General features: G+C 40.1%; 27 protein-coding genes and 2 pseudogenes. 16 read left to right on the top strand and 13 right to left on the bottom strand.

Going from position 1 to position 24,161, the window contains the following annotated elements; genetic code table 11:
- Positions 1-3: 3 nt before the first annotated feature.
- Positions 4-1,119, bottom strand: a complete 1,116-nt coding sequence (locus DKZ56_RS13985; RefSeq protein ID WP_208650536.1) for a GAF domain-containing sensor histidine kinase — start codon at positions 1,117-1,119, stop codon at positions 4-6.
- A 185-nt stretch (positions 1,120-1,304) separates the two neighbouring features.
- On the opposite strand from DKZ56_RS13985, the gene DKZ56_RS13990 reads away from it, so the two are divergent.
- From DKZ56_RS13990 to DKZ56_RS14005, 4 genes and pseudogenes are all read left to right on the top strand, one after another.
- Entirely contained in the window at positions 1,305-1,730 is a 426-nt protein-coding gene (locus DKZ56_RS13990; protein WP_208650537.1) for a disulfide formation protein C, read from the top strand.
- Positions 1,731-2,201, top strand: coding sequence for a thioredoxin family protein (locus DKZ56_RS13995; protein ID WP_208650538.1), 471 nt, complete (start codon positions 1,731-1,733; stop codon positions 2,199-2,201). It abuts the gene before it with no gap.
- Positions 2,202-2,255: 54 nt separating this feature from the next.
- Positions 2,256-3,095, top strand: coding sequence for an RluA family pseudouridine synthase (locus tag DKZ56_RS14000; RefSeq protein WP_208650539.1), 840 nt, complete (start codon positions 2,256-2,258; stop codon positions 3,093-3,095).
- Positions 3,096-3,418: 323 nt separating this feature from the next.
- Positions 3,419-4,302 (top strand): annotated as a pseudogene (locus DKZ56_RS14005) (transposase); the annotation flags it as partial.
- Between the two features lie 2 nt (positions 4,303-4,304).
- On the opposite strand, the gene DKZ56_RS14010 reads toward DKZ56_RS14005, so the two are convergent.
- The gene (locus tag DKZ56_RS14010; protein ID WP_208650540.1) at positions 4,305-4,718 is read right to left on the bottom strand and encodes a hypothetical protein; all 414 of its coding nucleotides are present in this window, start codon (positions 4,716-4,718) and stop codon (positions 4,305-4,307) included.
- A 200-nt stretch (positions 4,719-4,918) separates the two neighbouring features.
- Between DKZ56_RS14010 and DKZ56_RS14015 the strand changes: the two genes are divergently transcribed.
- Positions 4,919-6,118, top strand: a complete 1,200-nt coding sequence (locus tag DKZ56_RS14015) for a hypothetical protein (RefSeq protein WP_141602957.1) — start codon at positions 4,919-4,921, stop codon at positions 6,116-6,118.
- Positions 6,119-6,193: 75 nt separating this feature from the next.
- Positions 6,194-6,485 (top strand): annotated as a pseudogene (locus DKZ56_RS16010) (IS5/IS1182 family transposase); the annotation flags it as partial.
- On the opposite strand, the gene DKZ56_RS14020 reads toward DKZ56_RS16010, so the two are convergent.
- Positions 6,421-7,209, bottom strand: coding sequence for an aldo/keto reductase (locus DKZ56_RS14020; protein ID WP_208652270.1), 789 nt, complete (start codon positions 7,207-7,209; stop codon positions 6,421-6,423). The pseudogene DKZ56_RS16010 and the gene DKZ56_RS14020 sit on opposite strands and share 65 nt — an antisense overlap.
- Positions 7,210-7,487: 278 nt before the next feature.
- Between DKZ56_RS14020 and DKZ56_RS14025 the strand changes: the two genes are divergently transcribed.
- The gene (locus DKZ56_RS14025; RefSeq protein ID WP_208650541.1) at positions 7,488-9,098 is read left to right on the top strand and encodes a long-chain fatty acid--CoA ligase; all 1,611 of its coding nucleotides are present in this window, start codon (positions 7,488-7,490) and stop codon (positions 9,096-9,098) included.
- Positions 9,099-9,281: 183 nt separating this feature from the next.
- Here the strand turns inward: DKZ56_RS14025 and DKZ56_RS14030 are convergent, their stop codons facing one another.
- Entirely contained in the window at positions 9,282-9,464 is a 183-nt protein-coding gene (locus DKZ56_RS14030) for a hypothetical protein (RefSeq protein ID WP_208650542.1), read from the bottom strand.
- Positions 9,465-9,807: 343 nt separating this feature from the next.
- Between DKZ56_RS14030 and DKZ56_RS14035 the strand changes: the two genes are divergently transcribed.
- Entirely contained in the window at positions 9,808-10,692 is an 885-nt protein-coding gene (locus DKZ56_RS14035; protein ID WP_208650543.1) for a VOC family protein, read from the top strand.
- 145 nt (positions 10,693-10,837) lie between these two features.
- Here the strand turns inward: DKZ56_RS14035 and trmL are convergent, their stop codons facing one another.
- Complete coding sequence (trmL, locus tag DKZ56_RS14040; protein WP_390261929.1) at positions 10,838-11,314, bottom strand: tRNA (uridine(34)/cytosine(34)/5-carboxymethylaminomethyluridine(34)-2'-O)-methyltransferase TrmL; 477 nt, start codon at positions 11,312-11,314, stop codon at positions 10,838-10,840.
- 33 nt (positions 11,315-11,347) lie between these two features.
- Positions 11,348-12,481 carry a tRNA epoxyqueuosine(34) reductase QueG gene (queG, locus tag DKZ56_RS14045; RefSeq protein ID WP_208650544.1) on the bottom strand — a complete coding sequence of 378 codons (1,134 nt, stop codon included), beginning with the start codon at positions 12,479-12,481 and terminating at the stop codon, positions 11,348-11,350.
- A 79-nt stretch (positions 12,482-12,560) separates the two neighbouring features.
- On the opposite strand from queG, the gene DKZ56_RS14050 reads away from it, so the two are divergent.
- The gene (locus DKZ56_RS14050) at positions 12,561-13,250 is read left to right on the top strand and encodes a B3/B4 domain-containing protein (protein ID WP_208650545.1); all 690 of its coding nucleotides are present in this window, start codon (positions 12,561-12,563) and stop codon (positions 13,248-13,250) included.
- A 9-nt stretch (positions 13,251-13,259) separates the two neighbouring features.
- Positions 13,260-13,775, top strand: a complete 516-nt coding sequence (locus DKZ56_RS14055) for a DIP1984 family protein (protein ID WP_208650546.1) — start codon at positions 13,260-13,262, stop codon at positions 13,773-13,775.
- Positions 13,776-14,357: 582 nt separating this feature from the next.
- Here the strand turns inward: DKZ56_RS14055 and DKZ56_RS14060 are convergent.
- Positions 14,358-15,239, bottom strand: coding sequence for a S66 peptidase family protein (locus tag DKZ56_RS14060; protein ID WP_208650547.1), 882 nt, complete (start codon positions 15,237-15,239; stop codon positions 14,358-14,360).
- Between the two features lie 183 nt (positions 15,240-15,422).
- Between DKZ56_RS14060 and DKZ56_RS14065 the strand changes: the two genes are divergently transcribed.
- The 3 genes from DKZ56_RS14065 to modB are packed head-to-tail and all read left to right on the top strand — an operon-like array spanning position 15,423 to position 17,940.
- Positions 15,423-16,496 carry an ABC transporter ATP-binding protein gene (locus tag DKZ56_RS14065; protein ID WP_208650548.1) on the top strand — a complete coding sequence of 358 codons (1,074 nt, stop codon included), beginning with the start codon at positions 15,423-15,425 and terminating at the stop codon, positions 16,494-16,496.
- Positions 16,497-16,514: 18 nt separating this feature from the next.
- Positions 16,515-17,282 (top strand): molybdate ABC transporter substrate-binding protein, encoded by a 768-nt coding sequence (modA, locus tag DKZ56_RS14070; protein ID WP_096552040.1) that lies wholly within the window; start codon positions 16,515-16,517, stop codon positions 17,280-17,282.
- Positions 17,263-17,940, top strand: a complete 678-nt coding sequence (gene modB, locus DKZ56_RS14075) for a molybdate ABC transporter permease subunit (RefSeq protein WP_096552042.1) — start codon at positions 17,263-17,265, stop codon at positions 17,938-17,940. Before modA ends, modB begins: the two co-directional genes overlap by 20 nt.
- Positions 17,941-17,974: 34 nt before the next feature.
- Here modB and moaD read toward each other — a convergent pair whose 3' ends face one another.
- Genes moaD through DKZ56_RS14100 form a run of 5 tightly spaced genes read right to left on the bottom strand, consistent with a single transcriptional unit; the run spans position 17,975 to position 21,482 of the window.
- Positions 17,975-18,208, bottom strand: a complete 234-nt coding sequence (moaD, locus tag DKZ56_RS14080; RefSeq protein WP_208650549.1) for a molybdopterin converting factor subunit 1 — start codon at positions 18,206-18,208, stop codon at positions 17,975-17,977.
- Between the two features lie 13 nt (positions 18,209-18,221).
- On the bottom strand, positions 18,222-18,680 hold the full coding sequence (locus DKZ56_RS14085; protein ID WP_208650550.1) for a molybdenum cofactor biosynthesis protein MoaE: 459 nt from the start codon (positions 18,678-18,680) through the stop codon (positions 18,222-18,224).
- Positions 18,661-19,197, bottom strand: a complete 537-nt coding sequence (mobB, locus tag DKZ56_RS14090; RefSeq protein WP_096552048.1) for a molybdopterin-guanine dinucleotide biosynthesis protein B — start codon at positions 19,195-19,197, stop codon at positions 18,661-18,663. The genes DKZ56_RS14085 and mobB overlap by 20 nt, the downstream gene beginning before the upstream one ends.
- Positions 19,158-20,450 (bottom strand): molybdopterin molybdotransferase MoeA, encoded by a 1,293-nt coding sequence (locus DKZ56_RS14095; RefSeq protein WP_096552050.1) that lies wholly within the window; start codon positions 20,448-20,450, stop codon positions 19,158-19,160. Before DKZ56_RS14095 ends, mobB begins: the two co-directional genes overlap by 40 nt.
- 15 nt (positions 20,451-20,465) lie before the next feature.
- Complete coding sequence (locus tag DKZ56_RS14100; protein ID WP_096552578.1) at positions 20,466-21,482, bottom strand: MoeB/ThiF family adenylyltransferase; 1,017 nt, start codon at positions 21,480-21,482, stop codon at positions 20,466-20,468.
- A gap of 93 nt (positions 21,483-21,575) precedes the next feature.
- Here DKZ56_RS14100 and DKZ56_RS14105 point away from each other — a divergent pair, with 93 nt between their 5' ends.
- From DKZ56_RS14105 to moaC, 3 genes are read left to right on the top strand one after another with little or no spacing between them, the layout of a single operon-like run.
- Positions 21,576-22,067, top strand: a complete 492-nt coding sequence (locus DKZ56_RS14105; protein ID WP_096552052.1) for a MogA/MoaB family molybdenum cofactor biosynthesis protein — start codon at positions 21,576-21,578, stop codon at positions 22,065-22,067.
- A complete protein-coding gene (mobA, locus tag DKZ56_RS14110) occupies positions 22,064-22,648 on the top strand; it encodes a molybdenum cofactor guanylyltransferase (RefSeq protein WP_208650551.1) in 585 nt (194 codons plus the stop codon). Before DKZ56_RS14105 ends, mobA begins: the two co-directional genes overlap by 4 nt.
- The gene (moaC, locus tag DKZ56_RS14115; protein WP_208650552.1) at positions 22,648-23,133 is read left to right on the top strand and encodes a cyclic pyranopterin monophosphate synthase MoaC; all 486 of its coding nucleotides are present in this window, start codon (positions 22,648-22,650) and stop codon (positions 23,131-23,133) included. The genes mobA and moaC overlap by 1 nt, the downstream gene beginning before the upstream one ends.
- Positions 23,134-23,156: 23 nt before the next feature.
- Here the strand turns inward: moaC and moaA are convergent, their stop codons facing one another.
- On the bottom strand, positions 23,157-24,158 hold the full coding sequence (gene moaA / locus DKZ56_RS14120) for a GTP 3',8-cyclase MoaA (protein WP_096552580.1): 1,002 nt from the start codon (positions 24,156-24,158) through the stop codon (positions 23,157-23,159).
- Between the last annotated feature and the right edge of the window lie 3 nt (positions 24,159-24,161).

Below are 24,161 nucleotides of genomic sequence, written 5' to 3' on the forward strand. Positions count from 1 at the left end.
TCCTTAATAAGGCAACCGAACAAATAATTCTGTACCTTTTCCAATTTCTGAAACCCATTCCGCCGTACCGCCGAGCGCTGTTGCCCGATCGCGGATAGATTGAAGACCCATTGAAGGAAGTTTTGCATCTTGATCGATTTTAAATCCTCTTCCTTCGTCTTTAATCACAAGTAAAATATCTGTTTTCGTCACCGTAAGATAAATGGTTGCTTCCTGTACGCCTGAATGCTTCCGAATGTTGTTCAAAGCTTCTTGGGCAATGCGGAATAACGTCTCCTCCACCCTTGAAGGAAATTGAATAACACCTGAAACATTAATGATGAGCTTCAGCTTTAACATTTCTGCATAGGCTTTGATCGCATCAATCAAACCGCTTTCCAATCCTTGAGGTCTCAGTTGCCAAATGAGCGCGCGCATTTCCGTTAATGCCGATTGGGTTAAATTTTGAATCTCTTTAAAGGTTTCCTTAATTTCTTCATCTTCTGTCATTTCCACTCCTGCCCGGGCTGTCAATGTGACGGAAAATAATAGTTGATTGACAGAATCATGCAAATCACGAGCCAAACGATTCCGCTCCCGGACTAAAGCCATTTCCTGCTCTTGTTTCGTCAAGTAAATGCGTTTGATGGCAGAGCCAATTTGAAAAGCCACTGATTCTAAAAGTTCCAACTCTTCTTCCGTAAATTCAACGGTGTGGGGAGTTGCAACATTTAATATGCCAAACCGCTCATTTCCCGATTGCAATGGCACTGTTGCATGATGGGTAATTCCCCCGGTATCCCCCACCTGTCCTTCAATTGCATTCTCAATTCGTTGGCATTCAATAATGTTTGATGCTTTTTTCAACTGATCGCGCCTGAATCGGGAAACGCACCAACAACCACCCTTTTTTAAATATTGGCAGTCGTTGTAGCACAAACCATCCGGTAAATTTTCATGAACGACGAGGTCAATTTTCCCTTTTTCATTAATAAAGAAAATCCATCCAGTGCTGAAATTCGTTCCCTTTAAAAGTTTTCTGAGCGCACCCTTTAACATGGGAATTAATTCTGTTTCTTCATTCAACAATTCTGCAATTTCTTTTAATAATGTTATGTTGGAATGATCATTCACTGCCATAGTACACCTCGAAAAATGCTTTGTAATGTAATCATATCACTCCCCTTGCACTCTCGCATTTGTTGAATCCTCAGACTTTTGAATGATATGTCATTTTCTTGAATTCGAAATAATTTGATTTACTCCGAAGTCAAAACAATTTATAATCTAAACTGCATGGAGAATAAACTAGTAGGAGAGTTGCAATGAATAAAAAGTTAGAGAATAGTTTGCTATTTATATGGTTAGTATCATTAGTAGCAACGCTAGGTTCTTTATATTTTTCAGAAGTTCGAGGCTATGAACCTTGTGAGCTCTGCTGGTATCAAAGGATTTTGATGTATCCGATTGTACTTATCACTCTTGTGGCATATATTCAAAAAAACGCACGGATTGCAGCGACTACTGCTGTGTTTTCTTGCATTGGCGGAACCATTTCTCTCTATCATTACGGAATTCAAAAATTAGATTTTTTATCACAAACTGCACCTGCCTGTGGACGAGTTCCATGTACAGGGGAATACATTAACTGGCTCGGGTTTATTACAATTCCATTTTTGGCATTAACCGCCTTTGTATTAATTGCGATTACAAGCTTTTATATGTTGAAAACGTTGAAGGAGGACAAATAATTGAAGAAACTTGGAATTATTGCAGCCGTCGTGGTGATTTTATTCGGCGTCATCATCGTGCTAACAAATTTATCCAATAAAAGCAAATTGGAAAACAATCCATACGGCACAGACAATTTAAGACAATCTACAATCGATTTGTTAGATGATGAAAATTATCAAAATATCATTTTGCCGGATGCATTGAGAGAAAAAATTAAATCAGGAGAACCGGTTGTTGCTTACTTGTTCAGTCCGGAATGTCCGCACTGCAAAGAAATGACGCCAAGACTTATGCCAATTGCAGAAGAAATGGGAGTTCATATCGACCAATTAAATATCTTGGAATATGAAGAAGGCTGGGATGAGTATAATGTGGAAGCAACGCCGACATTGATCTATTTTAAAGATGGGAAAGAAGTAGATCGTATAGTTGGCGCCCACCCAGATGAAAACATTCGACAATTCTTTGAAGAAGTGGTATTAAAATAGAGAAGTTGAAAATCGTGTTCTTGAGGAACACGATTTTTTTTGGAGGAAAAGAACATGCAGTTTTCATATAAAATTCCGCAAGATGGACTAACGGTAGAAGCTTTGCTGCGAGAAAAATGGCGATTAGGCAAAAAACTGGTGCATGAGCTGAGGATGGCAAAGGCTGTGAAAAATGCAGATGGAGATTCGGTGAAATGGAATGAACCTTTATCTAAAGGAGCACACCTCTGTTTTTCTTTGGAGATGCCAAAATCTGATTATGCGCCTGCAAAACAATGCAACGTGGACATTCGTTACGAAGATCAACATATTTTAATTGTTTCCAAACCTAAAGGAATGAGCACCCATCCAAATGACGATTATGATAAAGATACTTGCATGAATCATGTGATGGCCTATATGAAGAAAAAGGGGTTGGTGTATGCAGAACATGTTCATCGGCTTGACCAAGGAACAGAAGGGCTTCTCATTGTAGCAAAGCATCCGATTGCCAAATCCGTTTTTGACCGCATGATTGAAGAAAAGTCCATTGTTCGAACTTATGAAGCAGAAGTGCAGGGGATTATAAAAGAAAACAAAGGTACAATCAATGCCCCGATAGGAAGAGACCGGCATCATCCAACACGGCGCATCGTTTCCAAATCTGGCCAGCATGCAGTGACCCATTTTCAAGTAGTGAAAAGAAAAGAACATTCAACCATTGTTCATCTGAACTTGGAAACGGGTCGTACCCACCAAATCCGCGTACACATGGCACATATCGGCCACCCGATTGTGGGGGATGTTTTGTATCATGGACGCAAATCCAAGACGGGGGATTACAAGCTTCACGCCATTCAATTAGAATTTGAGCATCCCTTTTTAAACCAAAAAGTCATTGTAAAAGATGAATAATAGGATTCTACTTCAACCACACTAAAAGAAAGAGAGGTTGGGACAAAACCCCCTCTAAAATGGAAACAGCCCATGAAATTTTGGAATAAAATTTCATGGGCTGTTCTTCATTTTTTCAATAAAAATAAGGACATCTTCTGTTAAAATTTAAGTATCCAACCCCAAAAATTTTAACGAAAGAAGTGTCCTTATGTTTAAATATTATAACATGAATCAATTAATTTTGCCTCTAGATTTAGAAATAAAATTACAAGAAAATGATATTGCCTTCCACATTCACCATTTAGTTGAAAGTATTCCAGATGAAGCCTTCCAGCCGTTACTTGGACATCTTGGGGGAACGGAACAGTTATTCCAAAACAGATCAAGATGCAACGTTCATGCGAATGAAAGACGACTATATGAAAAACGGTCAATTGAAGGCTGGATACAACGTATAAATCGCAACAGAAGGTCAATACGCACTGGCTTATGGCATTTTTCCAAATCCTACCGATACACGTACATTGATTCCGTTCTTGAATGAGATTGAGAAGCATTATTTTCCATTGCCAAAAATATTGTCGCAGATGCTGGTTATGGTAGTGAACAGAACTATGAGGACATCCTTTCGAATCGAAAATGTGAGGCACTTATTCCATATACCATGTATGAGAAAGAACAAAAGAAGAAATATAAACAAAACCCATTTCATCCAGACAATTGGATGTACGACGAAGAAAGTGATACCTACACGTGTCCGAATCAGCAGCGGGTAACCTTCCGATATCGTTCTGTACGTACCGATAAGACCGGTTTCAAACGAGAATTGAAAATCTATGAATGTGAAAACTGTTCGGGATGTCCATTCCGTTCTTCATGTACAAAAGCAAAGGAAGGCAACCACCGAAAAGTCATGGTGAATGAAAAATGGGAACGACAAAAAGAATATGTAAGAGCGAAGCTTTCAGAAGAAAAAGCAGGTTCTATTTTCCGTCAACCTAAAATGGACGTAGAACCAGTTTTTGGATTCTTGAAGGCTAATTTGCGTTTCACTCGATTTTCCGTCCGAGGCAAATCGAAGGTGGAAAATGAAATGGGGATTGCCTTAATGGCCGTGAATTTACGGAAATACACGGCCAACAAAGATCAACTGACCAAAAATAATGGAGAGAAATGGAAAAAGGAGAATTTGAGTTGGCTCAAATTCTCCTTTTTCCTATCTTGAAGCTAGTTTTTTTTGTTGAAAAATTTAATTGTGTAAACTATGAAATACAAAATAATGTATGGAACAATAATGTACAAAGTAATTACCAACATATCATCTTTATATTCAGCAATTTCTTCTAATAGAGTTAAAGGTCTACCATCGTATACAATATCTTTAAAAGAAAATATGAAATGATCAACAGTCAAATCAGCGAGCATGATTATAATCAAATATGCAATGTAGATGAGTGTATTGATAACGAATTTGAATCTTCTTTTTGAATTTATTGATTCTATCAAAATAACAAAAAATACAAAGGAAATAGCCAGCATTATGATTTCATTAAATTCAACATACCCTGAATTATCAATCAATAATGCAAAGACTATAATAAAATTTATAACTGCCAGTATAATCAAATTTTTCTTTTTCATCCTTTTTTCCCCTCTCCCAATATAGTAGTTTCAATTTTAACAAAAAAAATAATTTTTAAAAAATAAAATTAGATTTTTTCAAACAATTTAAAATTTTTTACAAAATTAAGAATTTTTGGATATTATTCTTTACATATAACCTAATCATTGGTATATATCGATATATATGGAATTGTTTCAAAGGAATAGGGGGTATTTTGGTGAAGAAAAAAACATTTTTTACTGTAGCAGTGACTGTCATCATGTTATTCAGTTTAGCTACAAATCATGCTTTTGCATGGAGTTACAGTAATTATAATTACGGATCTTATGTTCCAAAGTCGGGAACTGGTACAGCAACTACGTATTACGACTCAAGAAATTTCTTACAAACGAGAATTGATTTCAAGTTTGATAGTTATAATGTCAGCTCCATAATCAGTTACAACAAAGGCAATGGCACTGGCGGAAGCTGTCCAGGATATAATGCATATGTGACTTTGGATCAAACTGCTATTCCTGATGGTTCATCCTTAAAAATTTCCGCATGGGAGGTGCTTACTAATCTGCCAAATCCCAAAGTGGACATTGAAGATAATAATCTCTGGGGAGCTGATGATGAATCAGAAGTGGTTGCACTAGGGACTGTCGTTGCTGATAAAGCTTATTATATGACAACTAAATGGCTTGATAATCGTGGAGGTAAATCAACAGATAGCGGCAGAATTCAAGCTCAATTTGCCATGAGCAAAAAAGGTATTTTGGACTATAACAACTGCACTCAATCTTCAACAGTACAGCACACATTCACTTATGGTGATAACCAAGGTAAAGTTGCTTCTATTCAACCTCAAATAACAAAAAGTCTAAAAGCAGTAGCTAGTACAACTGTGCCGGTATCTAATACAACAAGTACTACAAATTCTCAATCTGACTCTCAAGTCATTACTGAATATAAAGCTATTGAACCAACAGAAGATGGGATTACAAAATATAAATCAAAACAAAAAGAGATAACTAAGAAATTAAAATCTAATAAAAAAATTAATGACATTGCAGTCACAGTTACTTTTGCTGAACCATTAAGTTTTGATGAAGTTAAAACAATTACTGAAAAATACAATGTTAATATTGAAGAATTGGAAGCAAGATCAATAGACAGTAATGGCGACAGAATCACTCATGCTATTAAAGGATTGAACAAGTCATTATCTCAAGATGGAAGTAATTTCATAGGATATACTAGTTTACAGGGATATGTTTCATCAGAAAATATTTTTGGTTTAGAATCAGAGGAAAAAATTTTCTTAGTTGATGCCAGTGGAGACAATAATGTAACAGAATTAGAGAAAGACAATTTCGCAGTTCCTCTTACATGGTATTTAGAAGATTTGAATCCTGAAAAACATTTAAAGAAATAAAACCTTTAATTTAAAATAAGATTGGTTTCGACAGTTTCATTCTGTTATTTTATTTATTAAATGTGCAAAAGGACCGGATTCTTGAAGGCTAATTTGCGTTTCACTCGATTTTCCGTCCGAGGAAAATCGAAGGTGGAAAATGAAATGGGGATTGCCTTAATGGCCGTGAATTTACGGAAATACACGGCCAACAAAAATCAACTGACCAAAAATAATGGAGAGAAATGGAAAAAGGAGAATTTGAGTTGGCTCAAATTCTCCTTTTTCCTATCTTGAAGCTAGTTTTGTCCCAGCCTCTCTTTTTAGAAATCAAAATGGAAATTGTCCGGATTTTGGCCGAAGCGTTCATTTTTATTCAAAGCTTTGATTGCCAGCATATCTTCATTGGACAGCTCAAAATCAAAAATATTCATATTTTCTGCAATACGGCTTGGCGTTACGGATTTTGGAATGGTGATTGTATCATTTTGATAATGCCAGCGCAATACGATTTGGGCCGGTGTTTTTCCATATTTATTGGCAAGCTTTACAAGGGTTTCATCATTTAAAATGCGGCCTTTGCCAATTGGTGCCCATGCCGTTACGGCAATATTGTGCTCTTTGCAGAACGTTTTCAATTCGTCCTGCTGTAAATACGGATGGCATTCCACTTGATTTACCATTGGCTGCACATTTGCTTTAGCAAAGATTTTTTCCAAATGGTGCTGATGATGGTTGGAAACCCCTGGTACGCGGATTAATTTTTCTTCATAAAGCCGCTCAATAGCACGGAACGTATCCACAAATTTCCCTTCCTCTGGCCAGTGAGTTAAATACAAATCCACATATTCTAGCCCTAACTTTTTCAGAGAAGTTTCAAAGGCGCGGAGGGTTTCATCATAGCCTTGGTCCGAATTCCAAACTTTTGTTGTGACAAAAATTTCTTCTCTCGGAATGCCGTTTGCTCGAATGGCTTCTCCCACTTCTCTTTCATTGTTATAAAGCGCCGCGGTATCAATCGCCCGATAGCCCAACTTCAACGCTGTTGCCATTGCATTCAATGCTTCTTCCCGGTCTTCCATTTTATAAACGCCCAATCCTAAATACGGCATCTCTACGCCATTAGCCAATGTTTTTGTCGGTATTGCCACAAAATCACTCCCTTTACAATCATCAACTCTATTATAAACAGAAAAATTTCAATAAAAAATCATATTGATTCAATCCATTTTATAAGCATTAAATTTTATAGAATAAATTAATAATAATATGGCAAAAAATTCTCTTTTAAGTTAAAATATTCTTTAATAAGCAGTAATTTTAAGTTATAAAATTACCTTTCTCGAAATATATAATTGGAGAGGGTTCTAACAAAGGGGGAGTATGTTTTATGATGGACACACCTTTATTATTGACAAGCTTCTTAAAGCGTGCTGAGCGCTACTTTCCAAACAAAATGGTCATTTCTCGCACAGCACCGGATACGATTCACCGCATTCCTTACAAAGAATATGTAAAGCGCACGAGGAAACTTGCCAGCGCTCTCACAAAGCTTGGGATGAAACGCGGAACAAAAGTTGGTTCTTTTGCTTGGAATCATCACCGGCATTTAGAAGCATATTTTGCAGTGCCTTGTGCAGGGGCTATCTTGCATATGATCAACATCCGCCTGTCGCCTGAGCATATTATTTATGTTATTAACCACGCAGAAGATGAAATTTTATTAATCGACGGCGACTTATTCCCATTATTCGAAAAAGCCATTCCGTACTTAAAAACCGTTAAACATATCGTTGTCATGCAAGATGATAAATCTGTTCCTGAATCCTCTTTCCCAAATATCCACTCCTATGAACAATTAATTGAGGAAGCCGATGAGTTTGAATTTCCAGAAAATTTAGACGAAAATTCTCCTGCCGGCATTTGCTATACAAGCGCTACAACAGGAATGCCAAAAGGAGTTGTTTATACTCATCGTGCATTAGTGCTTCATAGTCTGGCTCTCGGTTTAGCAGACAGCATGGGTATTTGTGAAAGAGATGTGATTATGCCAGTTGTTCCAATGTTCCATGTAAATGCCTGGGGAATGCCATTTGCAGCAGTAAATTATGGTACAACCCAAGTGCTCCCAGGTCCACACTTCACACCTAGCTTATTGCTTGATTTAATTGAGCAAGAAAAAGTAACGTTGACGGCAGGAGTTCCAACAATTTGGCTTGGCGTTCTTCAAGAGCAGGAGAAAAACCCTCGGGACCTTTCTTCTTTAAGAGGCATTGTTTCAGGCGGTTCTGCTTCACCAAAAGGGCTTATTCAGGCCTTCGAGGATAAATACAATGTTCCGTTTATTGTCGGCTACGGCATGACAGAAACAACACCGCTCGTTTCCCTTTCACACTATACATCTGCTATGGACGATTGGACAAGGGAGCAAAAATTAGACATCCGCGCTACACAAGGACTCACTGTTTCACTCCTTGATACAGAAGTTGTCAATGATGAAGGGGTTGTTCCTTGGGACGGCAAAACAATGGGCGAACTGCGCATTCGAGGGCCATGGATTGCCCACGAATATTATAAAGATGAACGCACAAAAGAAGCATTCCGCGACGGATGGCTCTATACAGGAGACATTGCCGTTGTGACGCCAGAAGGTTATATTAAAATTACAGACCGTACGAAAGATTTAATCAAGAGCGGTGGCGAATGGATTTCTTCCGTTGATTTGGAAAATGCTTTGATGACGCATGAAGCGGTGCTGGAAGCAGCGGTTATCGCGATTCCGCATGAAAAATGGCAGGAACGCCCTCTTGCCTGCGTTGTATTGAAGGAAGGAAAACAAGCGACGAAAGAAGAATTGCTGGATTATCTAAAAGGCCAATTTGCAAAATGGTGGATTCCGGATGATGTCGTCTTCTTAAAAGAAATTCCAAAAACTTCTGTCGGCAAATTCCTAAAAGCCAAACTGCGCGAGGAATTAAAAGATTATCAAGTACAGGCTTAATGCTTAGGGGCTGTCCAGAAAGTTGAACACTTTCTGAACAGCCTAACTTCTTATAGTAATATTCTCTTAAAAACTTTCCCTGCGGCGGTTACAAAACGCGCCTCCTCGTCGCAATTTATCTGCGGCGAAGCACTAGCTAAAGCCGCAATGGGGGCGTCTTGAAATGACTTTTCAGACCCCCCTTTAACTTTTTCTCTTAAATTTTTCTTCCTCTACATCATCCGATTGAATCGGATCTGGAATGCGGTTATCTTCTTCAAGCTGCTCCCCATCTCTTAAACGTTCCATTTGTTTTCCGAGCCAAATGCAATCTTCCATATTATTTGTCATAAACCCGCTTGTCGGCATGCTATTTTTATTTTCCATTAATATCCCTCCTTGTTGATGATCATAGTTATTGTGAACAAAAGCTTTAAAAAAATGATATAGTAAAGTAAATTTAATTAAGCTATACTAAATGAGAGAGAATTTATACTTAGGAGGTATACTTCCATGGGTACTGTTTTAATTCTTATTGTGTGTTTAGCATTCATTACAGCAATTTTAACTGCAGGTCGTGAAGGAGATTATAAAGAAGAATAATCTCGATAAAAAGGCAATCCTATTTGTTAGGGTTGCCTTTTTATTTTCTTGACTTTTTTCGATTATCAAAATAAACTTAGTTACATAAAGTAAGTTGATGTACAGAATAAACTAAAGGGGTCTTGAAATGGCTACACATTTTCATCAAAAACCGAACACTTATGTTTCCCATGTTCAAATAAAAGTATCCAATTTGGATCGTTCTATAGAGTACTATCAAAATGTCATTGGATTTAAAGTATTGGAGCGTACAGAACAAACTGCTGCATTGACGGCAGATGGAGAAACGAGCATTTTATCCATTGAAGAAGTGAAGGATGCGCTTCCTTTGCAAAAAGGGCAAACCGGCCTTTATCACTTTGCCATATTGGTTCCTACGCGGAAAGATTTAGCCAATTTCGTTCAGCACATTTCCGAGTTGAATGTTCCGATTGGCACCGGCGACCACCATGTTAGTGAAGCGATTTATTTATATGATCCGGATGGAAATGGCATTGAAGTGTATGCGGATCGGCCTGAAGAACAATGGATTTGGAATGGAAATATGGTTTATATGACGACGGAACCCGTGAATTTCCGCTCCCTTTTGGCAATTGCAGATGGCACTTGGAAGGGGCTCCCTGAAGGAACAGTGATGGGCCATATTCATTTATCGGTTTCTGATTTGCACAAAACGGAAGAATTTTATACGAAGGCTTTAGGATATGAAGTGGTGACAAGATACGGAAGCCGTGCATTGTTCATCTCCACTGGCAAATATCATCACCACATTGGGTTAAATACATGGGAAAGCTTAGGCGGTTCCCCTGCCCCTGAGAACAGTGTGGGGTTAAAATCCTTTACATTGGTGCTTGAGAACAAAGAAAAAGCAGAAATCATCAAAAAGAATTTGCGAGAGATGGGATATGTAGTCGAATATTTTGAAAGTGCCCCCAAATTGGGAGGACGTCAAGATTTCTCAACCATTGACCCTTCCGGCATTCGCATAATCTTTACATTAGAAGGGGAATAAGGTTCCTATACGATGGGCCATTTTTATCTGAAATGGAAAGGGTGGCCCGCGGAAAGCGTCCCCGGAACGGAAATCAATTTTGATAACAAATCTAAAAAACATCATTTTCTCCAAGGAGAAAATGATGTTTTTTAGATTTTCCTTTTTATTTCATACCAGGGAAATTTTGTTGGCGCAGTGCTTCATAAATAATGATAGCTGCTGTATTGGATAAATTGAGAGAACGCACTTTATCCGTTTGAGGTATTCGAAGCACCCGGTCAATGTTTGCATAAGCAAAATCTTTTGGCAACCCGGTCGTTTCCTTTCCGAACATGAAATAAATATCTTTCTCTTTGTCACTGAAATCAAAGTCGGAATATGGCCGATCACTATACGTTTCAATCAAATAAAGTTCGCCATCTTTCATATATTCAAGAAAATCTTCCAACGAATCGTGATAAACGACATTGACATGGTGCCAGTAATCCAACCCTGCACGTTTCAACATTTTATCATCGGTTGAGAAACCTAAAGGGCGGATTAAATGCAACGTTGTGTTGGTCGCTGCACAAGTGCGTGCAATATTTCCGGTATTTGCTGGAATTTCTGGTTGATATAAAACAATATGTAATGGCAACACTAGACACTTCCTTCTATAATAACTTGACCAGTGCTAGGCCTTTCCCAATAGCTCTAGCCCTTTTTTAATTTCAATAATTACATCTTCATCCTTTTCATAATGAAGAGCTTCAAGCAATGCTTCTTTTGCTTTTTCTCCCCCAATGACGCCAAGAGCCCATGCACTTGTTCCACGTATGACTGGTCGTTCGTCTTCTTTCAATAACTCAATTAAATCCGGCACTGCCGATTGCTCCTTAAAATGGGCAAGGGCAAGAATCGCATTGCGCTGAATAGGCTTTTTCCCTCGCCAAGAGCCGGCCATCGTGCCAAATTTCTTTTTGAATTCTTTATTGGAAAGTTTTAATAGCGGCGTAAGTAAAGGCTTTGCCAGTTCTGGATCTGGCATAAATTCATCATGAATCCAATTGGCCTTTCCTTTATTTTTTGGACAAACCGTTTGGCACGTGTCGCATCCGTAAATCCGGTTTCCAATTTTCCCCCGAAATTCATCCGGCAAAAAATCTTTCGTCTGAGTCAAGAAGGCTATGCAGCGCTTAGCATTTAATCGACCTGCATCAACTAATGCCCCGGTCGGACAAGCATCAAGGCACAATCGGCAGTCCCCGCATTCATTTTCAATGGGCTCATCGGGAGGAAAAGGGATATTCGTAATCATTTCCCCTAGGTAGACGTATGAACCGAACTCTGGCGTAATAATTGAGCAGTTTTTTCCGCTCCAACCAATGCCTGCCCGTTCCGCCACTGCCCTATCCACCAGTTCCCCTGTATCGACCATGGATTTCACTGAAAGATTGGACACCCTTTCCCTCAGCCAGTTTTCGATTAAATCAAGCCTTTCTCTTACCGCTACATGATAATCCAGCCCCCAAGAAGCTCTGGCAAAAATCCCTCTCCGTTCTCCCCTTTTACCAGTAGGGGGGTTTTTCATTTTGGAAGGATAGGCCAAGGCAATGGCAATAATGCTTTCTCCTTCCGGAAGCAGTTGTTTCGGCTCCGTCCGCTTCTCGATATCTTCCTCTTCAAAACCGGATTGATAGTTTAGTTCTTGCTGTCTTTTCAACCGATTTTTCATTTCGATAAAGGGAGAGGCGGTAGTAAATCTAATTTTATCCACTCCAATGGACTTGGCATATTCAATTAAATCTTGCTTTAACTGTTCGAGCATCGTTTCCCCTCCCTTCTTGTCGAACTCCTATCTATATTATGGTACAATATAATTACAAATTATTGGCAGGTGATTATGATTGAATTTTTCTGTAAAAGATGAACTATTTACATTCATTCCAAATCTTAAATTCGGCATTATTCATTATACCAAAATTGTTGTATCACCATCGCCTCAAATGATCAAAGGACGTTTCCAATTATTTCAGGAAAATTTATATTTTGAACTGCAGGAAACGCCTGTCACTGAACGGCCTGGCATTAAAGAGTGGCGAAGTATTTGGAAAGCTTTTGGTGCGGATCCGAACCGTTATCGCCATTCTGCAGAGAGTTTAATGCGCCGAGTAGCAAAGCAAAACTATTTATCGCCTGTTCATTTAGCCGTGGATTTAAATAATTTCTTTTCATTGCAATATGAAATCCCCATCGGCATATATGATGTAAAACACCTTCAAGGGGATGTGGAAATTGCTTTAGGAACGGAAGACACGGGATATGAAGGGTTAAATGGCCGGTATAACAAATTAAAAAATATTTTATATAGTAAAGATGACCATGGCGCTTTTGGAAGCCCGTTTGTGGATTCGGTCCGCACTAGCGTGACGGAAGAAACGACGGAAGCATTGCAAATTTTTTATCTATGCCCTTCTATGGAGGAAAAAGAATGCCGTGAACTGCTTAATGCTTGCGGCAAAATGTTTACCCAAGTGGCAGGCGGGGACTATACCATTGCCGTATTAACCAAGGAACATCCAAACATTACGATTTGAGGTGAAACAATGAAGACGATTCCATTAGCAGAGGGCATTAAATTAAAAACCATTTTAACGAAAAAAATTCAAGAATTGGTGTATGAGATGCACAACAACGCCCATGTGATTGTAGAAAAAGGAGAAACCCCAAAACAATCCGGCAGAGCTTTATCGGAAATTGAAGCGGAACTCGCAGAAATACGGAAAGATGTGCGGACATTGGATAGACTCATCTATCGGGCAAACATTGACCATGCGATTGAGTTCAAAGGGGAAAAAATGCCAATTGTAGAGGCCATTGAATTGGCGAAACAACTGAGAGCAGAATCAAGTTTGTATAAAGATTTAGGGAATACAGAGAAAGAAAAAATTTATACAACGACTGGCGAAGGAACGGTGCTTTATCAAATTGCAACATATGAACCTCGAGAATACCGGGAACGGGCCATCCAGCTTGAAAAAGAAGCTCATCGCCTTTCAAATTTAATCAACGCGAAAAACTATGAAATTCATATTGAATTTGATGATTCTAAATATTTCTAATGCCTCGGGGCGGTGAGAGTCCTCCCCGGGGTGTAACGGCTGCAATGGTGTTTGAATCGATAGTTGGTAAACCGATTACCGTTGACCTGTCACTTGATCACTTTTAACCAATGACCAACTAACGCAAAGGAAGTCAAACAAGATACCTAGTTTTTTTGGTGCAGCCGTTATAACAATAGGCTGTTTAGGAAGATTTTTCTTTCTAAACAGCCTTTTTCTTTGGGCAAGGCTTTTTCGATTGGCGATTTCTTCTAAAGCTCTATTTTTTTCGTTTGGCGATTATCTTATCCTAGGTGGCGATTAACTTTTACGCTTTGGCGATTATTTTGCTAAAGCCGGCGATTATCCAGCCTTCTACTTTTTCGATTTGTTATTGGAAAAAACAAACACTAACGGAGGAAAGAATAAAATAAATCCATACCATCCAAATGAAAAGAAAATCGGAATTAGTAAAAAGGAAATCCCTGAAATAATGGTCAATATAGATCTTTTCTTCAAACCGTAAATACCTATAATAAATCCGAGTGCGATACAAATTAAAGACAGTATTTTTAGCCAATCCATGTAACTCACCTCTAACGCTTATTCCACTCCTGGCAAGAGCCGCAGCAATTTCTCATCCGCATCCAAAATCACTTCAACCCCTAGTGGAATACCGATGTTTGGCTTCGAATGCCCAATGTTGAATCCCGCTACTGCTGGCTTTTTATATGGGGATAAATATTCCTTGAATAAAGCTAATATGTCTTCCTTACCAACACTTCCAATTGCAAAGCCGCTTGCTTCTTTTAACTTTCCTGCAAGCCTCAACTGATTCAGCAAACGATCGATTTCTTCAATCTGCAAATCTGCTTCTTCCAAAAGCAAAATTTTGCCAAGCGTATTAATTTCAAATTTTGTGCCAAGGGTATCCACAATTCTTCGCAAGTTCCCGCCGATAATTTCTCCCCGAACCGCGCCAGGAATAATGCTCACAAGCGGAGAAAGGCTTTCATCATAAAAAATTTCGTAAGGTGCAAATAATTGGTAAAGCATTTTTTTCGATTGTTCATCTACAATTTTTGAAAGAGCAGGTCCGTGGAAGGTTGCCACATTGGAAAACTGATGAAAGGCAATATGTAAAAACGTGATATCTGAACATCCCCAAAAAATTTTAGGATGTTCAGCAAGCAATGGATAGTCAATTTGATCAGCTATTCTTGCAGCACCATATCCGTCTGTCACGCAAAAAATCGCCTTTACTTCCGGATCGATAATCATTTGATGCAAATCCTGCACCCGCTCTTCATCTGTTCCTGCCAAGTACTTTCCAGAAAGTCCGATGGTTTGTCCTAATTTGTATTGTAATCCCATTTCACTAAAGATCGATAAGGGATTTTGCAAACTTTCTACATCCATCGGATTGCTAAGGGCAATCACTCCAACTGTATCTCCTTTGTTTAAATGCTTCGGTCGTATAATCATGGATTTCCTCCTGCGTTCTTTTTACTAAAGTTATATTAACAAAATTGCCTCAGAAAAAACCATTACATAAATCCGATTTCTTTGGACTAAAACAAATAATTAACAATTTTTTCCTTTAAATTCGTCATTAATTATTATACAATCTTTGTAACTATTCATTCCAACCTCCAAAGGATGAGTAACATGGTCAAGTTAAAATTAGAGCATCTGCACAAAGCCTATCACCAATTCGATGCTATTAAGGATGTCAATTTTGAGATTCAAGATCAGGAATTTATTGTGATTGTTGGTCCTTCCGGCTGCGGTAAATCGACTCTATTGCGACTTATTGCAGGGTTGGAGGAGCCTTCCCACGGACAAATTATCATGGATGGGCAATGCATCAATCATCTTTCACCAAAGGAACGCAATGTTTCCTTTGTCTTTCAAAATTTTGCCCTTTATCCCCATATGAATGTTTACCACAATTTGGCCTTCGGATTAAAAAGCCGGAAAACCCCAAAAGAGGAAATTGAATCTCGCATCCAAAATATTGCTAAACTTTTGCATATTGAAGATTTATTAAAACGAAAGCCTAATGAACTTTCAGGAGGGCAGCTGCAGCGCATAGCCATTGGACGGGCCATTATCCGGGATGCCAACCTTTTGTTAATGGATGAACCCCTTTCCAACTTAGATGCTCAACTACGCATAAAAATGCGAAAAGAGCTCATTCAACTCCATCAACACCTAAAAACAACAACCCTTTATGTAACCCATGACCAAGCTGAAGCTATGACGATGGCTACTCGCCTTGTCGTCATGAATCAAGGAACTATCCAACAAATCGGAACACCGCAGGAAATATACAATCGGCCAAAAAATGTATTTGTGGCAGGGTTCATCGGCTCACCAAGCATGAACTTTTTCAACGGCATCATAAATAACGGAAAAATTCAAATCGACTCCCTTTCAATTCCTCTATTAGAAAGTCAATTGACTCTTTTAGAAGATTACAATCAGCAAGAAATCATCATCGGAATTCGGCCGGAAGATTTTTCATTCAATCCAAAAAGAGGCATCAGTTTCCAAGCAAAAGCAGAAATCGTTGAATCTTTAGGTGCTGAAGTTCTTGTCCACTTCAAATTAGGAGAGCAGCCCTTCACCGCCCGATTGAAACCAACAGCGAATGTTCAAGCTGGACAACCTCACACCTTATCAATAGATTTAGAGAAAATACATTTTTTTGAAAGCCAAACAAAAAATCGGATTTTTTAAAGACTGGGGTAATTGTTGATGAAAAAATTGTGCATGTTCACGACAATTTTGTTATGTTCTTTCATTCTTGCAGCATGTTCGAACTCCGACCAGGAAAGTAAAGAGGTTAAACTTACGGTATCCGCAGCAGCTAGTTTAAAGGATGCTTTAGATGAAATAAAACAGCACTACGAAAAGGAACATCCGGATGTTTCCTTAACCTTCAATTACGGCTCTTCTGGTTCTCTTAAGCAGCAAATCCTTCAAGGGGCGCCTGTCGATTTATTCTTCTCTGCGGCAATAGAGCCCTATAACGAACTTGTTGAAAAAGGCATTATAGAAGAAGGTACCAACCTGCTTGGAAATGAACTTGCATTAATTGTTCCCAAAAACAATTCTTCCATTAAACGTTTTGAAGACCTTGCAGCTGAAGAAATCCATAAAATGTCCATTGGAACGCCTGAAACTGTCCCAGCCGGCCTATACGCAAAAGAAACCCTTGAACGGATGAATTTATGGGAAGCTGTGGAATCCAAATTGGTGTATGCAAAAGATGTCCGACAAGTGTTGTCCTATGTGGAGACGGGCAATGTGGATGCAGGCATTGTTTATAAAACGGATGCATTAGTTTCCGATAAAGTCAAAATTGCAGCAACAGCAGATGAAAGCATCCATGCGCCAATAATGTATCCTGTTGGGGTCATCAAGGAATCACAAAATTATGATGCAGCCAAATCCTTTTATCAATATTTGCAAAGCGAAAATGCAATAAAGGTGTTTGAAGCCTATGGATTTACTGTTAAATAAAGAATTTTGGACTCCGGTTTGGCTATCTATTAAAACGGCTGCCATTGCAGGAATGATTGTAATCGTCTTTGGAACGATTGCCGGAAGGTTGCTCTCGCGGAAAAATTTTAGAGGGAAAGTTCTGCTAGAAACGTTTCTTCTGCTTCCGATGGTGCTTCCTCCAACCGTTGTCGGCTTTTTCCTTATTGTGATTTTTGGGAAAAACAGCCCAGTGGGACAATTTTTAGAGTGGTTATTTCAGCAGCCCGTCATTTTCACTTGGTATGCAGCGGTAATTGCAGCGGTGGTCGTCGCTTTCCCTTTAATGTATCAATCCGCAAAAGCAGGATTTGAAGCCATCGACAAAGATATTGAAGATGCCGCAAGAATTGACGGGGCAAGCGAATGGAGAATTTTCTTGTATATTTCTATCCCCCTTGCTTCAAAATCGCTCATCTCCGGAAGCATATTAAGCTTTGCCCGGGCGTTGGGGGAATTTGGGGCAACGTTGATGTTTGCTGGAAATATTCCGGGAGAAACGCAAACTATCCCAACCGCCATTTATATTGCCATCGAATCAGGCAATATGGCTTGGGCTTGGATGTGGTGCATATCCATCTTCCTGCTTTCCTTCGCACTACTTTTAGTGGTTCAATTGAAAAATAAAAGGAGGCTCTAAAATTTAAGAGGCCTCCTTTTTATTTGCTTCAAGTTCACCCTCCGCTAATCGGCGGAATGAAGGCAAGGGTATCGCCATCTTTTACGAATGCATCATCTGTGACAAATTCTTCATTCACTGCAGCCATCATTTGCTCCAAAGAAAGTTGAGGATATTCCTTCTCCATCCATTTCTTCACATCTTGTACTGTGCAGCCCTCTAACTCTACCATGACCTTTGATTGTCCAACGGCTTCTTGCAAGTGGGCAAATAACAATACCTTAATCATCCTTGTTCACCTCTCAGAATCGTGGTTTTCCTTCCGCATATGGCACATTTTCCAATTGATCGCCAATCCATTCGCTGCCGTCTTCCCAATGCTCTTTTTTCCAGATTGGCACAATTTGTTTAAGTCGCTCAATGGCATATTCATTCGCTTCATATGCTGCTTTCCTGTGGGGGGAAGATACGGCAATGACTACAGCAATTTCTGTAATTTCCAACTGGCCCACTCGATGGGTAATGGCGATTTTCGCTTCCGGCCAGCGTTCCTTAATTTCTTTTGCAATCTGTTCAAACATTTTTACCGCCATTTCCGGATATGCTTGATATTCCAAAAATAACGTCTTTTTCCCATTGGTCATTTCACGCACAGTTCCGACAAATAAGGTGATTGCGCCGGCATTGCGGTTTACCACTTTCTTTCTGACCTCTTCAACATCAATGGGATGTTCAACAATTTCAAACAATGACGTTCCCATGATTTCCCCTCCATTCTTCCATCAAAAATTTTATGTACCGTTCCTCTTCGTCAATGGAGAAAACAGGATAATCCATCTTTTTCTCTATTACACAAGTTGGCCAGTGGATGACGCATAAAATATTGGACAACTTTTCAAGCAGCTCCATCTCCTCTGGACTTCGCAAAAGAATCACTTTCCTGAATCGTTCCTGTTTATAGCCTTCTATCAAAATGAGATCGAGATTAAACAAATCATACATCATTAATATTTCATCCAATGTCCAGCTCTCCTGATGAATGCTTAAACGCAATGTACCGTGCCCTTCCACTGCTGCAACACAGGCTCCTGCTTGTTCATGGCGAACGTTGTCTTTAGAGAATTCCTCTGGGATGCCTCCATGCCCGTGGTGTTTAATTGCACCAACGCGCAAACCTTGAGCAGCTGCTTGGGAAATAAGATTTTCCATCAACGTAGTTTTTCCGCTGCCAGAATACCCTACAATTTGTAAGATTTTACGATATCGTCCCAAGGCCACTCACTTCCTTCTTGGTCATCAAGCAACAATACATCCACCTGCATTCCCTTTTCATATCCCCTGGAACCCCTTGGGAGTACAATGAAAGCATTGGCTTTTGCTAAAGAAGAAACAGCACTTGATTTATCAAACCCGGAAGGAATGGCTTTTAATGTCCCATTTTCATGAAAAGCTGTTCCTCTCACAAAACGGGTAAAAGGATTTGGTTTTGGAAAGTCCGCCCCTAAGATGGCCTGGGCTCTTTTTAGGTGCGGGCGTTTAGAGCCAAATGCTTTCCGAAGAATTGGACGAACGAACAGTTCAAATCCAACGTAGCAGGCGGATGGATTTCCGGAAAGCCCAAACAATAGCTTCTCATCCTTCACAGCCACCGTTGTCACGCTTCCCGGCCGCATCGCCACTTTATTAAACAATACTTTTGCGCCGATTGCTTCATAAATCGCAGGCACATTGTCAAAATCGCCGACAGATACGCCGCCAGTAGTGATTAATAAATCCACTTCTTGCATCGCTTTCAAAACAGCATCAATGCATTCTTCAAGGTCATCTTTCAACTTGCCTAAATACATTGCCGTACCCCCTGCCCGCTCCACTTGAGCCATCATCATATAAGCATTGCTGTTGCGGATTTTTCCCGGCTGCAAAGCTTCCCCCGGCTCCACCAGTTCGCTGCCTGTTGCAATCACGCCAACAACCGGTTTTCGGAAAACAGGCACATCCGACACCCCAAAGGTTGCAAGCAACGCAATCACTCCAGGGTTAATGAACTCTCCTTTTTCGATGAGTGCCTCTCCCTTTCGAACTTCCTCGCCGCGATAAGAAATATTCGTTCCTGCTTCAAAAGGACGTTTAATGGACATAAAACTTTGGCCATTTTCTTCAAATTCCTGGGTCAACTCTAGCATCACCACAGCATCGCATCCTTTAGGAATCGGAGCGCCCGTCATAATTCTTACCGCTTCTTGCTTGCCCACCGTTCCCTCAAAGACATATCCTGCACCAATTTCCCCCACGACTTTAAAAATTACGGGATTGTCCCTGCTTGCACCCTTACTATCGATAGAACGGATTGCAAAACCGTCATAAGGAGAGCGGTCAAAGGCTGGAACATCTATATCTGCCGCAATATCTTCCGCTAAAAAACGGCCATGCGCTTTCGTTAAAGGCACAACTTCTTTCTTCGCTTCAAAGGCAAATTCCATTACCCTACGAACCGCTTCCCCTACTGGTATGGGATTTCTTTTTTCCAACAACTTAACACACCTTCTTTATCCTAATAATCGATAATAAATGCTTTTCGCTTTTTCAATTTCTTGAATGCCATGAATCATGACGCGTCCATCTTTGAAAATCACCACTCGAACATTTTCCATTAGACATGAAATTAAAAATGGATTTCTTTGGATTCTCCCGTAATTTTGCAGGCGATGGGCAAGTTCGTCCAAAGAATAAGAGAGGGGTTTTGCCGGACGAATTTGCACCGCATCCCGACCGCACAATACTTCCAATTTCGTTTGAGATTCATAAGATAAAAACGGAAACGTCGGATGCATCCCGCATGAAGGACAATCCTCATTCTGCATTTTTTCCACATTGATTTCATAATGCTGATTTTTCCATACATCAAAGAGTAAATACGTCTTTCTCAGCGCCTCTTCATCACCCACTAAAATTTTCAACACTTCTGCCACTTGATAGGCTGCGGTAATTTGAACCGCTGGGCTAATGATGCCAATCGTGTCGCAAGTGAGCCCTGTATTCGTAATGACCTTTTGCAAACAGCGAAGGCAAGGGGTTTTTCCGGGAAAGATGGTGTAAGTGGCACCGTAGCTTCCCACACAGGAACCATAAATCCAAGGAATGTAATATTTTTGGGAAAGGTCATTGATTAAATAGCGGACATCAAAATTATCCGTTGCATCCAAAATTACATCCACATCTTTTAAGAGTTCCGCAAATGGTTCGGAGAAAGCGTCAAGTACATACCCTTTTACTTCAATGCTTGAGTTGATTGCTTGAAGCCGGTTTTTTGCTGCAATCGCTTTAGGCAGTTTCTCCTCTGCATCCTGCTCCGTGTACAATTGCTGCCTTTGCAAATTGCTCCACTCCACATAATCCCGGTCCACCAAGGTAAGTTTCCCGACGCCGGCTCTTGCTAAGGCTTCTGCCGATGCGCTGCCCAATGCACCAATGCCTACAATCAGGACGTGTTTTTGCTTCAGCATCTCCTGTCCTTTTTCTCCAATGGGGCGAAATAATTGTTGTCTTGAATATCGATCACTCATCATGACCCATCTTTCCTTTACAAAAATTTGCTTCAACTATTATGATAAACTATAATTTCCTAAAAATAGAAATGTACCAAAGGAGGGCTACTATTGCACCTTACAAAACAAATTCCTATCCATGCCGCTATCTTAACGGTAAGCGACACACGTACAAAAGACGATGACCTCAGCGGACAAAAAATCAAATCATTGCTTGAAGGGGCTTCTTTTCACGTTGCAGATTACCAAATCGTCAAAGATGAGCCTTCAGAAATCGCAAGCCACATTCAAAACTGGTGCGAACATGAAAGCATCAATGCCATTATCGTGACAGGGGGCACCGGCTTTACACCAAGGGACCAAACTTACGAAACGATTGTTCCACTTTTGGAGAAAGAAATGACTGGCTTCGGGGAATTGTTCCGCTACTTAAGCTATGAAGAAATCGGAGCAAAAGCGATGTTTAGCCGTGCCACAGCGGGATGCAGAAATCAAACAGCCATCTATTTATTGCCAGGCTCCCAAAATGCCGTAACGCTTGCCATGACCAAACTTATTCTCCCAACGGTGCAACATTTTGTGAGCGAGCTGAACCGCCAATGAACATGGCAGGGGTTGTCTTAGCAGGAGGTCAATCATCGAGATTCGGCCGCCCAAAAATGTTTGAAATCTTTGAAGAAGAACCTTTGTATAAAAAAAGTTTAAAAGCTTTGCAAGGAAATTCTTTGCATCCTATCATCATCGCAACCAATGCCGAACTACAGCCAAATTTTGCGGAAGAAAATGTGGTGTTCCATATTGAAACAACACTGCATCAAGGGCCTTTAGTTGCACTCCAAAACGTCATGCAACATTTTCCTGATGTTGATTGGTTTGTTGTGCTGGCAAGCGATATGCCTTTTATAGACGCAGATTTTATCCGCAAAATGCTAAACCAAATCGATGACCGGTATGAAGCCATCGTCCCAAAGCAAAATTCAAAAATCCAGCCCCTTGCTGCCATTTATCGGCGTAGAACTTTGCCGATACTTGATTCTGTCATTCAACAACATAAAAGAAGCATGAAAGACTTTTTAAAGGAGCTGAAGGTTTGCTATGTTAAATTTGATGAGGAATGCCAAACCTTTGCCAATATTAATACCCAACAAGATTTGCTGGAAATTCTAAAAAAGGAGAAAAAATGATGCGTAATTTTTCCCATTGGAATGAAGAAGGTCGTCCGAAAATGGTCGATATTTCCGAAAAAGATACAACAAAGCGTACAGCCATCGCACGCGGCATAATTACCTTATCCGATGAATTGTACGAAGCCATACAAAAGGGAGGAATCAAAAAAGGCGACCCATTGCAAGTGGCGCAAATTGCCGGAATTATGGGGGCGAAAAAAACGCCGGACCTTATTCCAATGTGCCACCCAATCATGTTGCAAGGCGTTGATTTTGAATTTGAATATACGAAATCGAAAAGCGGCTACGAATTGCATATCCAAGCAACGGTAAAATGCACCGGAAAAACCGGCGTTGAAATGGAGGCATTAACGGCTGTAAGTGTGGCGGCCCTCACTTTTTATGATATGTGCAAAGCTGTTGATAAAAGGATGGTCATTAAAGATATTTATCTTGTCCAAAAAACAGGAGGAAAAAGCGGAACGTTCGTGCATCATGTATAGATCGGCGAATGCCGCTTTTTCTTTTATCCTCCGATATGGGACATTTCCACTTTCGGCTTGTTCTTTGTATATTGATTGCGTTCTTCGGAATAGCGGTCTTTCCGGTTTTCCCACACGTTAATTACACAATGCTGGATGGTTTCATCATCCGCGCCATTCCTTAACAAACTCCGCAAATCCGTGCCGCTTGAAGCAAATAAACAAGTATACATTTTTCCTTCAGCCGACAGCCTAGCCCGGGTACAAGTTGCGCAAAAAGGCTCTGTAACCGATGAAATAACCCCGATTTCCCCATCTCCATCTAGATACTGATAACGTTTTGCCACTTCCCCTCGGTAATTGGGCTTAATGGGTTTTAAAGGAAACACATCGTTCAATTGTTCAAGAATCTCTTGTTTTGTGACAACTTCATCCAATTTCCATCCATTGGTGTTGCCCACATCCATATATTCAATAAAACGGAGAATTTGCTTTCTCTCTTTGAAAAATTTTGCCATGGCGACAATATCTTCCTCATTGGCTCCCCTTTTTACCACCATATTGACTTTCACTTTTAAGCCTGCTTCATGGGCTTTTTCAATGCCTTCTAAAACAGCCTTCACACTGCCCCGATGGCCGTTTATTTCCGAAAAACGGCCTTCATCCAGCGAATCTAGGCTGACTGAAACTCTTTTCAGCCCCGCCTTTGCCAAATCCTCCGCATGCTTTTTCAACAAGCTGCCGTTCGTTGTAAGGGCCAAATCCTCCACTCCACTAATAGCGGCAATACGTTCTATCAATTCCGATAAACGGGGGCGCAACAAAGGCTCTCCCCCTGTAAACCGAATTTTTTTCACACCCAGCGACACAAAAATCTTGACGAGCCGTTCGATTTCATCAAAAGTAAGCAGCTGCTCCGATTTCAAAAAAGGATAATCCGGGCCGAAAATTTCGGCAGGCATGCAATATTGGCAGCGGAAATTGCATCGGTCTGTCACCGATATTCGCAAATCACGCAAAGGTCTTTTCAATTGGTCTTGTAGCATTGT

The sequence above is a fragment of the Ureibacillus thermophilus genome (assembly GCF_004331915.1).
Taxonomy (GTDB): domain Bacteria; phylum Bacillota; class Bacilli; order Bacillales_A; family Planococcaceae; genus Ureibacillus; species Ureibacillus thermophilus.

Coding starts and splice junctions, on each gene's coding strand:
- DKZ56_RS13985 (WP_208650536.1), bottom strand. CDS start 1,119: ATGGCAGTGAATGATCATTCCAACATAACATTATTAAAAGAAATTGCA.
- DKZ56_RS13990 (WP_208650537.1), top strand. CDS start 1,305: ATGAATAAAAAGTTAGAGAATAGTTTGCTATTTATATGGTTAGTATCA.
- DKZ56_RS14000 (WP_208650539.1), top strand. CDS start 2,256: ATGCAGTTTTCATATAAAATTCCGCAAGATGGACTAACGGTAGAAGCT.
- DKZ56_RS14010 (WP_208650540.1), bottom strand. CDS start 4,718: ATGAAAAAGAAAAATTTGATTATACTGGCAGTTATAAATTTTATTATA.
- DKZ56_RS14020 (WP_208652270.1), bottom strand. CDS start 7,209: ATGCCGTATTTAGGATTGGGCGTTTATAAAATGGAAGACCGGGAAGAA.
- DKZ56_RS14025 (WP_208650541.1), top strand. CDS start 7,488: ATGATGGACACACCTTTATTATTGACAAGCTTCTTAAAGCGTGCTGAG.
- DKZ56_RS14030 (WP_208650542.1), bottom strand. CDS start 9,464: ATGGAAAATAAAAATAGCATGCCGACAAGCGGGTTTATGACAAATAAT.
- DKZ56_RS14035 (WP_208650543.1), top strand. CDS start 9,808: ATGGCTACACATTTTCATCAAAAACCGAACACTTATGTTTCCCATGTT.
- queG (WP_208650544.1), bottom strand. CDS start 12,481: ATGCTCGAACAGTTAAAGCAAGATTTAATTGAATATGCCAAGTCCATT.
- DKZ56_RS14055 (WP_208650546.1), top strand. CDS start 13,260: ATGAAGACGATTCCATTAGCAGAGGGCATTAAATTAAAAACCATTTTA.
- DKZ56_RS14060 (WP_208650547.1), bottom strand. CDS start 15,239: ATGATTATACGACCGAAGCATTTAAACAAAGGAGATACAGTTGGAGTG.
- DKZ56_RS14065 (WP_208650548.1), top strand. CDS start 15,423: ATGGTCAAGTTAAAATTAGAGCATCTGCACAAAGCCTATCACCAATTC.
- modA (WP_096552040.1), top strand. CDS start 16,515: ATGAAAAAATTGTGCATGTTCACGACAATTTTGTTATGTTCTTTCATT.
- modB (WP_096552042.1), top strand. CDS start 17,263: ATGGATTTACTGTTAAATAAAGAATTTTGGACTCCGGTTTGGCTATCT.
- moaD (WP_208650549.1), bottom strand. CDS start 18,208: ATGATTAAGGTATTGTTATTTGCCCACTTGCAAGAAGCCGTTGGACAA.
- DKZ56_RS14085 (WP_208650550.1), bottom strand. CDS start 18,680: ATGGGAACGTCATTGTTTGAAATTGTTGAACATCCCATTGATGTTGAA.
- DKZ56_RS14100 (WP_096552578.1), bottom strand. CDS start 21,482: ATGAGTGATCGATATTCAAGACAACAATTATTTCGCCCCATTGGAGAA.
- mobA (WP_208650551.1), top strand. CDS start 22,064: ATGAACATGGCAGGGGTTGTCTTAGCAGGAGGTCAATCATCGAGATTC.
- moaC (WP_208650552.1), top strand. CDS start 22,648: ATGCGTAATTTTTCCCATTGGAATGAAGAAGGTCGTCCGAAAATGGTC.
- moaA (WP_096552580.1), bottom strand. CDS start 24,158: ATGCTACAAGACCAATTGAAAAGACCTTTGCGTGATTTGCGAATATCG.